At 62.1% G+C, this 15,359-nt stretch carries 12 protein-coding genes and 1 tRNA gene; 10 read left to right on the top strand and 3 right to left on the bottom strand.

Annotated features, from left to right (window positions below; genetic code table 11):
- The first annotated feature begins 1 nt into the window (after position 1).
- From ACEQXE_RS00435 to ACEQXE_RS00420, 4 genes are all read left to right on the top strand, one after another.
- A complete protein-coding gene (locus ACEQXE_RS00435; protein ID WP_370176946.1) occupies positions 2-1,156 on the top strand; it encodes a TrbI/VirB10 family protein in 1,155 nt (384 codons plus the stop codon).
- A gap of 82 nt (positions 1,157-1,238) precedes the next feature.
- Positions 1,239-2,219 carry a P-type DNA transfer ATPase VirB11 gene (gene virB11 / locus ACEQXE_RS00430; RefSeq protein WP_370176945.1) on the top strand — a complete coding sequence of 327 codons (981 nt, stop codon included), beginning with the start codon at positions 1,239-1,241 and terminating at the stop codon, positions 2,217-2,219.
- Positions 2,220-2,345: 126 nt separating this feature from the next.
- Complete coding sequence (locus ACEQXE_RS00425) at positions 2,346-4,499, top strand: RNA degradosome polyphosphate kinase (RefSeq protein WP_370176918.1); 2,154 nt, start codon at positions 2,346-2,348, stop codon at positions 4,497-4,499.
- Positions 4,499-6,055, top strand: coding sequence for a Ppx/GppA family phosphatase (locus tag ACEQXE_RS00420; RefSeq protein WP_370176917.1), 1,557 nt, complete (start codon positions 4,499-4,501; stop codon positions 6,053-6,055). The genes ACEQXE_RS00425 and ACEQXE_RS00420 overlap by 1 nt, the downstream gene beginning before the upstream one ends.
- Here the strand turns inward: ACEQXE_RS00420 and ACEQXE_RS00415 are convergent.
- Positions 6,052-6,798, bottom strand: a complete 747-nt coding sequence (locus ACEQXE_RS00415) for a queuosine precursor transporter (RefSeq protein WP_372524225.1) — start codon at positions 6,796-6,798, stop codon at positions 6,052-6,054. The genes ACEQXE_RS00420 and ACEQXE_RS00415 overlap by 4 nt on opposite strands.
- Positions 6,799-6,859: 61 nt before the next feature.
- On the opposite strand from ACEQXE_RS00415, the gene ACEQXE_RS00410 reads away from it, so the two are divergent.
- From ACEQXE_RS00410 to folE, 4 genes are all read left to right on the top strand, one after another.
- Positions 6,860-6,936 (top strand) — tRNA-Arg (locus tag ACEQXE_RS00410).
- 125 nt (positions 6,937-7,061) lie between these two features.
- Positions 7,062-7,655 (top strand): hemerythrin domain-containing protein, encoded by a 594-nt coding sequence (locus tag ACEQXE_RS00405; RefSeq protein ID WP_370176915.1) that lies wholly within the window; start codon positions 7,062-7,064, stop codon positions 7,653-7,655.
- Positions 7,655-9,211 (top strand): phospholipase D-like domain-containing protein, encoded by a 1,557-nt coding sequence (locus tag ACEQXE_RS00400; protein WP_370176914.1) that lies wholly within the window; start codon positions 7,655-7,657, stop codon positions 9,209-9,211. Before ACEQXE_RS00405 ends, ACEQXE_RS00400 begins: the two co-directional genes overlap by 1 nt.
- On the top strand, positions 9,208-9,816 hold the full coding sequence (gene folE, locus ACEQXE_RS00395; protein ID WP_370176913.1) for a GTP cyclohydrolase I FolE: 609 nt from the start codon (positions 9,208-9,210) through the stop codon (positions 9,814-9,816). Before ACEQXE_RS00400 ends, folE begins: the two co-directional genes overlap by 4 nt.
- A gap of 6 nt (positions 9,817-9,822) precedes the next feature.
- On the opposite strand, the gene ACEQXE_RS00390 is transcribed toward folE, so the two are convergent.
- Positions 9,823-10,458, bottom strand: coding sequence for a TetR/AcrR family transcriptional regulator (locus ACEQXE_RS00390; protein ID WP_370176912.1), 636 nt, complete (start codon positions 10,456-10,458; stop codon positions 9,823-9,825).
- A 111-nt stretch (positions 10,459-10,569) separates the two neighbouring features.
- On the opposite strand from ACEQXE_RS00390, the gene ACEQXE_RS00385 reads away from it, so the two are divergent.
- Positions 10,570-13,002 carry a TonB-dependent receptor gene (locus tag ACEQXE_RS00385; protein WP_370176911.1) on the top strand — a complete coding sequence of 811 codons (2,433 nt, stop codon included), beginning with the start codon at positions 10,570-10,572 and terminating at the stop codon, positions 13,000-13,002.
- Positions 13,003-13,079: 77 nt separating this feature from the next.
- Here ACEQXE_RS00385 and ACEQXE_RS00380 read toward each other — a convergent pair whose 3' ends face one another.
- Positions 13,080-13,559, bottom strand: a complete 480-nt coding sequence (locus tag ACEQXE_RS00380; protein ID WP_370176910.1) for a peroxiredoxin — start codon at positions 13,557-13,559, stop codon at positions 13,080-13,082.
- Positions 13,560-13,890: 331 nt separating this feature from the next.
- On the opposite strand from ACEQXE_RS00380, the gene ahcY reads away from it, so the two are divergent.
- Positions 13,891-15,297 carry an adenosylhomocysteinase gene (gene ahcY / locus ACEQXE_RS00375; RefSeq protein ID WP_370176909.1) on the top strand — a complete coding sequence of 469 codons (1,407 nt, stop codon included), beginning with the start codon at positions 13,891-13,893 and terminating at the stop codon, positions 15,295-15,297.
- The last annotated feature ends 62 nt before the right edge of the window (positions 15,298-15,359 follow it).

Genomic DNA, 15,359 nt, shown 5'->3' with positions numbered 1-15,359 from the left:
GATGAAAATGCCCAAGAAGGGGCCCAGGTCCGGCGACAGCGATGGCAATTTCGCCAATGACGCGCGCGATGACGATCCGCGCGAGAGCGAAAGTGCGGAGATCATCGATCTCGCCAGCCGCAGTGCCTTTCCCGCGGTTGCCGCCAAGAAGGGCGGCGGCGACGCGATGGGGATGGTCGCAGGTATCGCGATAGTCGGCGCGCTTGGTCTCGTGACGCTGTGGAGCATGAGCAACGCACGCCTCGACGATGGCGAGGGTGGCGACGCAGCGAATACAGCTGCCGCTTCCACGGCAACCCCGACCAAGATCGCGACCGACCCGGCCCCGGCAGCAGCCACCGGCGGCGCATCGCCGCAACCGGTGGTGCGCGCCGATCCGGCCCCGTCGCCCATCCTTTCCAACCAGCCCGGTGCGTCGGTGGGCGTGGCGACCAATCCCTACAACAGCCCGACGATCGTATTCGATTCCTCGGGCAAGGCGGTGGCCAGCGTGCCGACAGCGGCACTTCCCGAAGGCGCTGCAGCGGCTACCGGCGCGCCGGCCTCGGTCGGCGGATCGGCAGGTGACTTCGCAGCGAAAATCGGCGGCGTTGGCGGCGGGCCTGCACAGGCCACGACTATGGCGAACCCGACGACCACGGTCACGCAGGGCACGCTGATCCCGGCGATCCTCGAGACCGCGATAGATACCGATGTTCCGGGCTACGTGCGCGCCGTGGTGAGCCAGGACGTGAAGAGCTTCGATGGCAAGAATGTGCTGATCCCGCGCTCCAGCCGGTTGATCGGCCAGTACCAGTCGGGCCTGCAGGCGGGCCAGAAGCGTGCCTACGTCATCTGGACGCGCGTGATCCGCCCCGATGGTGTCAGCGTGAACCTGCAATCGCCGGGCGTAGGTTTCGACGGGAAGACCGGCCTGCCGGGCAAGGTCGACAGCCGGTTCTTCCAGCGCTTCGGTTCGGCCATGCTCCTGTCGGTCGTCGGGGGGCTTTCCGCCATCGGCACCGGCGGCGCGTCGGTCGTGATCGGTGGTGGCGGACAGGCTGCTGCTGCCGCCGCTGCACAGCAGGATAGCCAGCTCGGCCCGGTCGTGCGGGTGCGCGCGGGTGAGCCGATCCGCGTGTTTACCGCGCGCGATCTCGATTTCTCAGGCGTCTGATCCGGGCAGCGGGGCTGACGTGGACCAGCCGGATATTAGCGCAAACCTGCAATCGGTAGATGCGGCGCAGGCTCCCGAGCCCATGCTCGGGCGTGAGCGCAGCGTCTATCTCGAAGCCTATCTCGCGCCCTTCCGCCAATGGCTGGACCGCGACACGGTGACCGAGATCATCGTCAACCGTCCCGGCGAGGTGTGGATCGAGGATGCAGCCCAGCCAGGCGGCATGCAGCGGATCGAGACCGACACGATCACCGATATCTTGGTGCAACGGCTTGCCGAGCAGGTTGCGCGGGTCAGCCATCAGGGCATCAATCGCGAACACCCGCTGCTCGGCGCGACCCTGCCAGACGGTGCGCGCGTGCAGTTCTGCGGGCCGCCTGCCAGCCGCAAGCATTGGGTGATGGCGATCCGTCGTCACCGGCGGCTGGACCTGCCGCTCGACGCTTATGACACAGGCCCACTGAAAAAGGCGGAGAAGGCGGCCATGCCCGATCCGCAGGCAGAACCGATCGCCTTCCTGCGCGAGGCGATTCTCCAGCGCCAGACGATCCTGATTTCCGGCGGCACCAGCACCGGCAAGACCACCTTCCTCAACGCGATGTTGGGCGAAATCCCAAAGGATCAGCGCGTCGTGCTGGTCGAGGATACGCCCGAACTTCGCCTTCCGGGAGAGAATGGCGTGGGGCTGGTCGCGGTGAAGGGCGAACTGGGCGAGGCAAAGGTCACTGCCAACGAATTGCTGCAGGCCGCGCTTCGCCTGCGCCCGGACAGGATCGTGCTCGGCGAACTGCGCGGGGCGGAAAGCGTCTCGTTCCTGCGCGCGATCAACACCGGCCACCCGGGCAGTTTCTCCACCGTCCATGCAAACTCGCTGCACGGAGCGCTCGAACAGCTCTCCCTTATGGTCATGCAGACCGGCATCGGTCTGACCCGGCCAGACATTATCGCCTATGCAGCCAGCGTGATCGACGTGATCGTGCAGCTCGGCCGCGGGGAAGACGGCAAGCGCGGGATCGCGGAAATCGCGCGCAGCACCGATCTGCTCAAGTCCTCCGACTGGTAGCGCGAAAGCTGCGATAAGCGGGGTGGCCTGACCCGTGCGCAAACGATACAGGCACGGCAAATCTACGCGGCCTGTGCCGTGCAGAATATGGTCAGCTGAACAGACTGAAGCGAGAGCCGAGTGCCGATGGATTCCCCGCTGAGTGCCAGTTCCGATCGTGACTCCAGTCCGCGATATTTCAATCGCGAACTCAGTTGGCTGGCTTTCAACGATCGCGTGCTGGCAGAAGCGTGCAACGCAGATTACCCACTGCTCGAGCGGCTCCGTTTCCTTTCCATCTCGGGCAGCAATCTCGACGAATTCATGATGATCCGCGTGGCGGGCCTGGTCGGCCAGGTGCAGCGCGGGATCGAGAAACCATCGGTCGACGGGCTTACCCCGGCACAGCAGCTTTCCGAGATACGCGACCGGCTCTCGCGGCTGAACGATCGCCAGCAGGAGATTTTTCGCGATCTGCGCGAAATGCTTGCCGATGCGGGCATTCACATGGCGGACGACCGGCGGATCGATCGCGAGGCTCACGAATGGCTGCGCCAGCACTTCCTCGACGAGATCATGCCGGTGATCACGCCGCAGGCGCTCGATCCCGCGCACCCTTTCCCGTTCATCGCGAACGAGGGGCTGGGGGTGCTGTTCACCGTGCGTCGTAAGGGTCAGAAGAAGAAGGCACCCGCCGAAGATCTTGTCGAAATGGTGTTGATCCCGTCCGCACTGCCCCGGTTCCTGCGTGTGCCCGGAGACGAGGCAATCTATATCGGGATCGAGAACCTGATCACGCGTTTCGCAGATCACCTCTTTCCCGGTTTCGAAATGCGCGGCAGCGGCGTGTTCCGTGTGCTGCGCGACAGCGACATCGAGATCGAGGAAGAGGCCGAGGACCTGGTCCGCACCTTCCGCAGCGCGATCCAGCGGCGGAGGCGTGGGCAGGTGATCCAGCTGGAGCTGGAAACCGATTTCAATGCAACGGCCGAGGCATTGCTGCGCGATCGGCTGGCCACGCCCGGCGCGACCTTCGTCAAGATCGACGGGATGCTCGGCATGTCTGGCCTCTCCGACATTGTGAAGGAAGACCGCCCGGACCTGAAATTCGATGCCTATACGCCGCGTTACCCAGAGCGGATTCGCGAACATGACGGGGATTGCTTCGCCGCAATCCGCGAGAAAGACATCATCATCCACCACCCTTACGAAAGCTTCGACGTGGTGGTCGATTTCATTCGCCAGGCGGCGGCAGACCCCAACGTCGTTGCCATCAAGCAGGCGCTCTACCGCGCGGGCACGCAGTCCGAAGTGATCGAGGCGCTGGTGGAGGCGGCAGAGAACGGCAAGTCGGTGACTGCTGTGGTCGAGCTGAAGGCTCGCTTCGATGAGGAGCAGAACCTCTACTGGGCGAACAAGCTGGAACGTGCAGGCGTGCAGGTGATCTACGGCTTCGTCGACTGGAAAACCCACGCCAAGGTCGCGATGGTCGTCCGGCGGGAAGACGAGGGCTTTCGGACCTACTGCCATTTCGGCACCGGCAACTATCACCCGATCACGGCCAAGATTTACACCGATCTCAGCTACTTCACAGCCGATCCCAGGCTGGGCCGCGATGCGGCCAAGCTGTTCAACTTCGTCACCGGTTACGTCGAGCCGCACGGGATGGAAATGCTGGGCATCAGCCCGATCGACCTGCGCGAACGGCTTTATGCCCGGATCGATGCAGAGGCCGATGCTGCGCGCCAAGGCAAACCCTCGGGCATCTGGATCAAGATGAACCAGTTGACCGATCAGGGAATGATCGACCGGCTTTACGCGGCGAGCGAGGCAGGGGTCGAAATCCAGCTGGTGGTGCGCGGCATCTGCAATCTGCGCCCCGGCGTGGCTGGCCTGTCGGAAAATATCCGTGTGAAGTCGATCATCGGGCGCTTCCTCGAGCACAGTCGCATCTATGCCTTCGCCAATGGCGCGCCGATCCCCGGCAAGCAGACGCAGGTGTACATTTCGAGCGCGGACATGATGGAACGCAACCTCGACCGGAGGGTGGAACAATTGGTGCCGATTGAAAACCAGACCGTGCACGATCAGGTGCTGCAGCAAGTGCTGCTGGCCAATCTGCTCGATAACGAACGCAGCTGGATCCTGCAGCCCGATGGCACTTACGAACGCGCAGAACCAGGCGCCAAGCCGTTCAACTGCCATCGCTACTTCATGACTAACCCTTCGCTCTCCGGGCGCGGAGGTGCGCTGGAAGCGGGCGATGTGCCGAAACTGGCGTTTGCAAGGAGTGCTGCCTGATGGGACGCAAGAACAAGCGTGATCGCGGGCGAATTTCTGGCTCGGAGCCGCTCGGCGCGATTATCGACATCGGGTCTAACACCGTTCGCTTGGTCATTTATGGCGGTCCGCCGCGCGCACCCACCACTTTGTTCAACGAGAAGGTGACTGCACGGCTCGGGCGCGATCTCGATGAGAACGGGCTCCTGGCTGACGACGCGATCGATCTGGCGATGGGCGCGCTGGAACGTTTCGCACTCTTATTGGCCGATCTCCATGTGAAAAACGTCGATACGGTCGCCACCGCAGCGGTTCGCGATGCGAAGAATGGCAAGGAGTTCCTCTCGCGCGTCACATCGCTCGGGCTTGAACCGCGGCTGCTTAGCGGCACCGACGAAGCGCGGATCAGCGCCGAGGGCGTGCTGGGAGCATTTCCCTCGGCGCGTGGAATTGTTGCGGACCTGGGTGGTGGCAGCCTTGAGCTGACGCCCGTGGCAGACGGTGAAGCGGGCGAGGGGTGCAGCCTGCCCGCCGGGACTTTGCGTCTGCCCAGTCTTGGCGGCGGTGACCGTGCGAAATTGCGCGACAAGCTGAAGAAGATGGTCGGCAAGGAAGGCCCGGAGATCGCTGCGGGAGGGGATCTCTATCTGGTCGGCGGCACTTGGCGCGCGCTCGCGGTGTTCGCGCGGGAAGAAGCCGGGTTCGCGCTGACCGATCCGCACGGCTTCATCCTGAACCGGGAAGATGCGGCCGCGCTGATCAAGACGGTATCGCGCACCGATATCGACCGGATCAGGGCGATCCCCCGCGTCACGTCGTCGCGTGCCGAATCGCTGCCCGAAGCGGGCCAGTTGCTGCATGTCCTGCTCAAGCATTATGACCCCGACCGCATCGTCGTTTCCGCATGGGGTTTGCGCGAAGGGCTGATGATGCGGCGGCTGGACCAGTATCAGCTTGCGCAGGACCCGCTGCTGGCAGGCGTGGTGGATTTCGCAGAAAGCCGGGGTGCGTCGCCTATGCAGGCGACCCGCATCGCGGGATGGACGGTCGAGACGGTCAGTTCGCTCCGGCCCGGTGCAGAACGGCTTCGCCTCGCGGCGATCATGCTTGGTTGGGCGGCGATGCAGACCGAACCCAATCTGCGCGTGGGGCAGGGCGTCGACTGGGCGCTGCACAAGCGCTGGATCGCGGTTTCGCCGGAAGGGCGGGGGATGCTGGCCGCGGCGATATGCGCCAATTCGAACGAGCTCGATCTTCCCGGCTCAATCACCGATCTCGCCAGCGGGGACGCGCTCGAAGAGGCGGTCACCTGGGGCCTCGGCCTGCGACTGGCGCGGCGACTGGGGGCCGGGTCGGCGCGTTCGCTGGAGGCGACACGATTGACGCGTGAGAAGAAGTCGCTGGTCCTCACCCTCGCGAAAAGCCACGCATCGCTTTACGGCCAACCGACCGAACGCGATCTCGCGCTGCTCGCCACACACTTGGGCCTCGAACCCGTGATACGGGTGAAGGGGGAGAAAAAGCTGCCGGAAAAGGGCGAGGCTGCGCTGCTGCTCGACGAGCCTATGAAGAGCTAGCGCTGTTCCGCTGCAAAGGGTGAGAAATCGGTGTTGGTGTCGAATATCTCGAAACCTTCTTCCCGCTTGAGCCAGTTCACCACGATGTAGGTGAGCGGGGTCAGCACCGCCTCCCATACGATCTTCAGCACCCAGTTGGTGATCATCACGATCATGACATCGCGCGTATCCCAGATGCCGAGGAAGGCGATGGGGTAGAACAGCAGGCTGTCGACGCCCTGGCCCACCACGGTAGAACCGATCGTACGGCTCCACAGTGCATTCCCCTTGGTCCAGATTTTCATCTTGGCCATGACGAAGGAATTGACGAACTCGCCAGCCCAGAAGGCGACGATGGATGCGAGCACGATGCGCGGGACCAGCCCGAACACCTGATTGTAGGCATCCTGCCCGTTCCAGCTCGCGGCCGGCGGCAGGCTGACGACGACCCAGCTCATGAATGCCATAAAGATCATCGCGGCAAAGCCGGTCCAGATCACACGCCGCGCGCGGGCATAGCCGTAAACCTCGGTCAGCACGTCTCCGATCACGTAGCTGACCGGGAAGAACAGGATGCCCGCGCCATAGATGAACACGCCGTCCGGCGCGGGCCACCATCCATCAGGCCAGAAGGGTACGGATACGGAGGTAAGTTTGGCCGCGCCGATAATGTTGGACAGCAACAGGATTGCCACGAAGGCCGCCATCACGCGGTCGAAGTGCTTGAAGCGCATCGGCGCAGCCTGTGTCCTGCTATCCCCCATTGCGCTGGCATAACCCGGTTTTGAGTTTGCGAAAAGGCGGCTATGCGCCGGGTGGCGATGCGCGCCCTTAGCTCAGCTGGATAGAGCGCGGGACTTCTAATCCTGAGGCCGCAGGTTCGAATCCTGCAGGGCGCGCCAACACCGTTCACGCAAAAGTCCCTCGCTCCGCTCAGTGTACTTTTGAGTGGAAGTTTGGAGCCGACCATCCTTGGGGCGGCCCGGCGGACGGTCGGCGTGTATCTGATTGGGTTTATCCTGCCAGAATGGACATCCTGCCCGTTCGGATTCCTTCACGCCTTTCGCAAGTGTGGAACCGGCTTCGCGAGTTCCGGTTTAAGGGGAAAGCATTTCCAGGGAGAACCACGATGAGTTCCGCCGAAGCCATTTTCGAACGCCTCAAGGAAGATCACGATAGGCATCGTGAGCTGCTCGACAAGCTGCTGGCCACCCATGGGGATAGCGCCGAGCGCGAGAGCCTTTTCGAAGAACTGACCAAGGAGCTGAAAAGCCACGCGGCAGCCGAGGAGCAAGCGCTGTATTCCACCATGATGCGCAAGCCCCCGACCACCGGCGAAACACGCCACTCGGTCGCCGAACATCACGAAATCGAAGAGATGCTCAACGATCTCGCCGCGACCGATATGAGCGAGGGGGCGTGGCTGCAGAAGCTCAAGGCTCTCGACCATGATTACCGCCATCACATAAATGAGGAGGAGGAAGACCATTTCCCGGACTTCAGGGATCATCTCGACCAGAAGGATATCGAACACATGGCAAAGGTGTTCGAGCGCCGAAAAACCGAGGAAAAGGCCGACGCCGAAGTGACCCCCGAAAAACAAGAAGACGCCAAGGAATAGTGTCCGGGGCGGGGGGCAGCCCTGAGCTCGAACGGGCCATCGCGGGCGGCGAAGGGGCAGACGCGTCCGAAGAACCGGGCATCTGGCGTTACGCGATCGCCGAGAGCATGGCGGTGGTCATCGATGGCGAGAACTATTTCACCCATGTTCACAACGCGATGTACAATGCGCAGACCCAGATCATCCTGATCGGATGGGATTTCGATACGCGTATCTCTCTCAGGCGCGGCGAGGAATGGGAAAACGGCGATACCGATCGTCCCTCCCGGCTTGGCGACTACCTTCCGTGGCTGGTTCATAATCACAACGGGCTGGATATCCGCATCCTCAAATGGGGACTCTCTTGGGTTCAGTTCTTCAAACGCGGTCGAATGGCTTACGACATCGCGCGCATGTGGATGGTCGACGGGATCAGCTTCCGGTTCGACAGCAAGCATCCGCCCGGCTGCAGCCACCACCAGAAGATCGCCGTGTTCGACCGGCAGCTGGCGGTGTGCGGCGGGATCGATCTGACCTATGATCGGTGGGATACCCGCGAGCACCTGGAAGACGATCCACGCCGGGTGAACTGGCCGGGCAATGTCCATGGCCCGTGGCACGACATTACCGTGATGATGACCGGCCCGATCGTCGGCGCGCTGTTTGACCTGTGCGATACGCGCTGGCAGGTGGCGGGCGGCAAGCCGCTGGATCGGCCGGTACGCCCGGCGAGGAAGCCATGGCCCGAACAACTGCAGGCCGATTTCGAGGATGTCGAGATCGGCCTCTCCCGCACGCGAACCGCAAATGGCGATGTAACCGAGGTACGCGAAGTCGAAGAACTGTTCCTGGCGCATTTCGCACGTGCCAAGCGGTTCATCTATATCGAGAACCAGTACTTCACCTCGCGCAAGATTGCAGAAGCTATTGCCGCGCGATTGAGTGAGCCCGATCCACCGGAAATCGTGATCGTCCATCCACGCAATGCCGACGGCTGGCTGGAGCAGCAGGCGATGGACCATGCGCGCGATCTGGTTGCCGAAGCGGTCGAAACAGCCGACGCGCACGACCGGTTCGAGGTGTATGTTCCCTACACCGGCAAGACGCCGATCTATGTGCATGCCAAATTGATGATCGTGGACGACGAGGTGCTGCGGATCGGATCGGCCAATCTTAACAACCGGTCGCTGGGGCTGGATAGCGAATGCGATACGGTACTCGATGCAACACGGCCGCATAATGCGGGGCGCGGGCTGGAAAACCGGATCCGGGCGATCCGGGTGTCCTTGCTGGCCGAACACTGCGGTGCCAGCGAGGGAGAGATGGAAGCCGCGCTCCACGAACACGGGACGATGCAGCGGGCCATCACTGCGCTGGGTTCCGTAGGGCGCAGAACGCTAAAACCCTACGTCCCGCCAACCAAGACCGAATTCGAGGAATGGCTTGCCGAATCGGCGATGCTCGACCCGGAAAAACCGTCGGGAATCCTCAGGCCATTTGCGCAGGGCGGACTTTTCGGCAAAGGCGGGCGGCTCAGGCGATTGCGCGACACGGCAAAGAGGAAATTTCTGAAATGAGTAGTCTGGTAGGCCCCGACGAGGACCGGGAAGACGGCAAGCTGCCGGTGCCCGAAAATGTCCAGGCTGCGGTTCGTACCCTTATTGAGTGGGCGGGGGACGATCCTGCGCGCGAGGGATTGCTGGATACGCCCGCGCGCGTGGCTCGCGCGTGGAAGGAATATTGTCAGGGCTATGACGAAGACCCGGCAGTGCACCTCAGCCGCGTGTTCGAAGAGGTAGGCGGTTACAACGATATCGTGCTGCTGAAGGACATTCCGTTCCAGTCGCATTGCGAACATCATATGGCCCCGATCATCGGGGTGGCCCATATCGCCTACCTGCCTACCGATTTCGTCGTCGGCATTTCTAAGCTGGCGCGTGTGCTGCACGGGTACGCCCGGAGGTTACAGGTGCAGGAACGCCTCACCGCCGAGGTGGCGGAATGCATCTGGGACAATCTGAAACCTGAGGGTGTGGCGGTGGTCATCGAAGCGAGCCATGCCTGCATGACCGCGCGCGGCGTTCGCACGCCTGGCGTCACTATGGTCACCAGCCGGATGATGGGCGTGTTTCGCGATGACGAACGCAGCCGGGAAGAAGTGCTTGGCCTGATGGGCCACTAAAAGCGCTCAATCGCGCTTGGAAGGCCCGATACCGTCCGAAAGAATGGTGTTGGCCGCCTGTACGGCCCGCTCGGCAGCGCCGGACGTATTGTCGCTTTCGTTCCATACGGCGTAACGAAGGCCGAGGAACACATTCATGCCCATGATTGCCCAGGCATGCGCCTCTTCCAGGTCATTGCGCAACTCGCCCGCTTCGGCACCCGCGCGCAAGCGACCGAGTATCCGCTCGGCCGTCTTTTCGTAGTGTGCGCGATAGCTATCGGGGTCGACGAACTCGGACTCGTCGATGATGCGGTAGATTTCCTTGTGGTCGCGCGCGAACGCCATGAATGCGGCAAGTGCCGCCCGTTCGGTGTCCAGCGCATCGAGATCGCGTTCGGCCAGGCGCTGTGCTGCGGCGAGGCGGACGCCATCGCTCAGATCGCGCACCAGGTCTCGGAAGATCGCCTCCTTGCTACCGAAATAGGTGTAGAAGCTGCCCAGCGCCACACCTGCGCGTCGGGTGATCGAGGCAATCGAAGCCTCGTGAAACCCGCGTTCCCCGAATTCGATCGTCGCTGCATCCAGCAGCTTGCGGCGCGTGCGTCGCCCGCGCTCGGTCGCGGGTGGAGCAGGGCTGGTGTCGAGATCGGTGCGCGCCATGATTGCCACACCTATGGAAATCTTTTGCGGCGGACAAGCGATAACTTGAAACATGGTTCAGGTTTCAATATGGAGGCTGCCATAAGAATTTAACGGAGAGGGAAATTTGAGATGCGTAGCTCCAAGAGAAGCAGTGTTGCCGTTCGTGCGGGCCTGATGGCCGGCGCGGGATTCGCCGCGTTTATGGCTGTGCCGGCTGCGGCACAGACCGCTGGTGACGAAGAAGCAGATGCGGAAGCAGCCGCTACCGCCGCGGGCGAAACCGGCAATGGCAACCTGATCACCGTCACCGCACGGCGGCGTGAAGAGCGCCTGATCGATGTGCCGATCTCGGTCACCTCGTTCTCGGGCGACCAGCTCGAAAATCTCGGTGCGGTCGACATTACCGAAGTTGCGCAGTTCACGCCCAACGTGACGCTGGAGCCGAGCCGCGCGACGAACTCCACGCTGTCCGCCTTTATTCGCGGCATCGGCCAGCAGGATCCCGTGTCCGGTTTTGAACAGGGTGTCGGCATCTATCTCGACGACGTTTACCTCAACCGTCCGCAGGCTGCGGTGCTGGAAATCTACGATGTCGAACGGATCGAAGTCCTCCGCGGGCCGCAAGGGACGTTGTATGGTCGCAACACCATCGGTGGCGCGGTCAAGTATGTGAGCCGCCGCCTGCCGCAGGACGCCGCGTTCAAGGCGAAGGCAAGCTACGGTACCTACAACCTTGCTGAGGGTGTCGTTACGGCATCGGTCCCGGTCAACGATCTGATCCGCGTCGGTGGCTCGGTCGCGCGCCTTTCGCGTGGTGGGTTCGGGGACAACCTCACGCTGGGTGTCGAGAACTATAATAAGGATATCTGGGCGGGCCGGGCCAGTTTCGAAATGGGTGGCTACGGGGAGCCCGGCTTTATCCGCATTCAGGGCGATTACACCAAGGACAAGAGCAACCCGCGCGGCGGCCATCGTCTGATCACCGGCTACGTCACCGGCGCGCCGGTGCTCGACAATGTTTACGATACGCGCGGCGGGCTTGCCGATCCGGAACAGGAGGTCGAATCCTACGGTGTTTCGATGCAAGCTGAGCTTGAGCTGGGTGGCGGCTTCACCTTCCGCTCGATCTCCGCATGGCGCAAGGACGACAGCAGCACGCCGATCGATTTCGACGCGCTGGCGACGGTCGATTTCGACGTGCCAGGTGTGTACCTGAACGAGCAACTGAGCCAGGAACTGCAGGTCCTGTATGACAATGGTGGCCCGCTGACCGGTCTTATCGGCGCGTACTATCTCGATGCCCAAGCCGATACACTGTTCGAGAGCCGCCTTTATACTTCGCTGCCAACCTTGTTGCCGCAGCTGACCGGCTTCACTGCTGCACTGGTCGATACGGAAACCTATGCGGTGTTCGCCGACGCCACGCTCGATATCACCGATCGGATTTCGATATCGGCAGGCGGTCGCTACACCTGGGATCGGCGAGATGCCGATATTACGAAGCAGAACTACATCCTTGGCGGATCGGGTGCGTTCGGTGCCCAAGGCATTGTGATCGGTACCGACACGGATTTCGAAGGATCGGCCGAATTCGAGAAGTTCACGCCGCGCGCATCGATAAGCTTCAAGCCGACGCCCGACCACAACATTTACGCGTCTTATTCGAAAGGCTTCAAGGGTGGTGGGTTCGACCCACGCGGGGTCGGTGCTAACGCGCCCGATCTCAATAGCGATACGATCGTTTCCGACGATGAAGTCGCAGCCTTCCTGAGCTTCGAACCTGAACAGGTCGACAGCTACGAAATCGGCTACAAGGGGAGCCTCGCCGATGGACGCGTAAGCATCGCGGTGGCGGGTTTCTACGCCGACTACACGGACGTCCAGATTCCCGGTTCGGAAGCGTGTGTGGTCGCAGGCGTGCCGACTTTCTGCGGCACTGTTACCAATGCGGGCAAGGCCACTTTCAAAGGTATCGAATTCGAAGGCAGCGCCCGCCTCGGCGCTGGCTTCAGCCTGTCTGGTTCGGTCGGCTACATTGATGCCGAGTACGACGAGTACATCACCAATATCGGTGCGACGCCGACCGATGTATCCCAGTACCGCGAAGTACAGAACACACCCAAGTGGACGGGCAGCGCAACCCTTGCCTACAATGCCCCCATCGGGAATGGCGACCTCTACGCTGGCGCTTCCGCCACATATCGCGGCAAGACCTTCCAGTTCGAAATCCCCAATCCCTACCTGGACCAAGATGGTTTCGCGCTGTTCAACGCCGATATTGTCTATACGCTGCCGGGTGGCAGGGTGACGATCGGCCTGCACGGCAAGAACCTGTTCGACAAACGCTACAAGACTTCGGGCTACCCCTTCATGGCGGCCGACCCGACGACCGGCGAGCTCTTGCCGCTCACGGCAGCAGCCGCTCCTGTGCTGGCCGCGACGTGCCCTGCAGGTACTTACACTGTGGGTGAGATCTATCCGGCACTCGGTTGCGAAGGCACGCTGACGACGTTCTACGGCAACCCGCGCGAGGTGTTCCTGACGGTCGGCTTCAAGCTCTGATCTTCGGGACCAACTGATACGGAAAGGGGCGCGCCTTCAGACGAAGGAGCGCCCCTTTTTCATGATGGTGTCCAGCTTCAGAGCTGGCCGAGCATATGCTCCGCGCTCGAAACGCTGAAATCGCCCGGCGCTTCGACGTTGAGCTTGCGCACTTCGCCATCGACAACCAGCATCGAATAGCGCTGGCTGCGGGTACCCATCCCGAAGCCCGAACCATCCATGGTAAGGCCGATCGCCTTGGCGAAATCGCCATTGCCGTCGGCCAGCATGGTCACATCCTTGCTGCCGTCTGCCTTCTGCCACGCGCCCATCACGAAGGGATCGTTGACGGAGATGCAGGCGATCTCGTCCACGCCCTTGGCCTTCAACTCACCTGCCTTTTCGGTAAAACCGGGCAGGTGCTTGGCCGAGCATGTGGGCGTGAAAGCCCCCGGTACGGCGAACAGCGCCACGGTGCGTCCGGCGAAGAATTCTTTCGATTCGACCGGCTCCGGCCCGCTTTCGCCGACCTTGGAAAGAGTGACCTGGGGTAGCTTGTCGCCTTCGGAAATCTGCATTGTCTGTATGTCCCGCTGGTTGGTGTCCGTCGCGTCCTCTGGCCTGTGATGTCAGCCGGGGCAAGATGCTTGCTTGCTCGCATGACGATGCAGACCAGTGCACCACCTCTACGAACCGGACCCGCGATCTTTCCCGGAAATGCCTGAATCCCAGGCCTCCGGTCGAATGTCTTGCACGGTTTGCGCAGCGATCGGCACGATCCTACTTGAAGATATAAAGAAGTCTTTATATGGGCTGCGTCACGGATGCGGCGACCCCTTCGCCGCACGTCATTTTCCGGGTTCCCTGCGCCCCTGCCGGCGTATGCCCACCAAAGCCCAAGGAGCAAGCATGGCTACCCTCGCATCCGAGAAGCAGGACTATATCGTCAAGGACCTCGGCCTCGCCGACTATGGTCGTAAGGAAATCGACATCGCCGAAACCGAAATGCCCGGCCTGATGGCATTGCGTGAGCAGTACGGTGACAGCAAGCCGCTGACCGGCGCGAAGATCGCCGGTTCGCTGCACATGACGATCCAGACCGCGGTGCTGATCGAAACGCTCGTCGCGCTCGGCGCCGAAGTGCGCTGGACCACCTGCAACATCTATTCGACGCAGGATCACGCGGCCGCCGCGATTGCCGAACAGGGCATTCCCGTGTTCGCCATCAAGGGCGAAACGCTGGCCGACTACTGGGATTACGTCGCGAAGATTTTCGACTGGGGTGACGAGCCCTGCAACATGATCCTCGACGATGGCGGCGATGCCACCATGTTTGCGCTGTGGGGCGCACGGATCGAAGCTGGCGAGGAAATGCCCGCGCCGACAAATGAGGAAGAGCGCGAAATGCAGCGCGCGCTCAAGGAATTCGTCGCGCGCAAGCCCGGTTACCTGACCAAGACGGTCGAAACGATCCGCGGCGTGTCGGAAGAAACCACCACCGGCGTCAACCGTCTCTACCAGCTGGCAAAGGCAGGCAAGCTGCCGTTCCCGGCGATCAACGTGAACGACAGCGTCACCAAGTCGAAGTTCGACAACAAGTACGGCTGCAAGGAATCGCTGGTCGATGGCATCCGTCGCGGCACCGACGTGATGATGGCGGGCAAGGTTGCCTGCGTTGCGGGCTACGGCGATGTCGGCAAGGGCTCGGCTGCTTCGCTCGCCGGGGCCGGTGCCCGCGTGATGGTCACCGAGATCGACCCGATCTGCGCGCTGCAGGCGGCGATGGACGGGTACGAGGTCGTGACGATGGAAGAGGCGACCAAGCGTGCCGACATCTTCGTCACCACCACCGGCAACAAGGACGTGATCACCGTCGACCACATGCGCGCGATGAAGGACATGGCGATCGTCGGCAATATCGGCCACTTCGATAACGAGATCCAGGTCGACGCGCTCGCCAACATGAAGTGGACCGAGATCAAGCCGCAGGTCGATCTGGTCGAATTCCCCGATGGCAAGCGCGTCCTGCTGCTTTCGAAGGGCCGCCTGCTCAACCTCGGCAATGCGACCGGCCACCCCAGCTTCGTGATGAGCGCCAGCTTCACCAACCAGGTGCTCGCGCAGATCGAACTGTTCACCAAGGCCGACCAGTACGACAACGCCGTGCACGTGCTGCCCAAGCACCTCGACGAAGAGGTCGCCGCGCTCCACCTCGCCAAGCTCAACGTGCAGCTGACCGAGATGAGCAAGGAACAGGCGGACTATATCGGCGTGCCGGTGGAAGGTCCGTTCAAGCCCGAACATTACCGCTATTGATCGCAAATCTGCGATAGGGCGGGGAAACCCGCAACAATGCGAGGCCCGGGGTGGTTGCCAAT

It is taken from the genome of Alteriqipengyuania sp., from assembly GCF_964222115.1.
Classification (GTDB): domain Bacteria; phylum Pseudomonadota; class Alphaproteobacteria; order Sphingomonadales; family Sphingomonadaceae; genus Alteriqipengyuania.
This window is presented reverse-complemented; position numbering and strand designations above follow the sequence as displayed.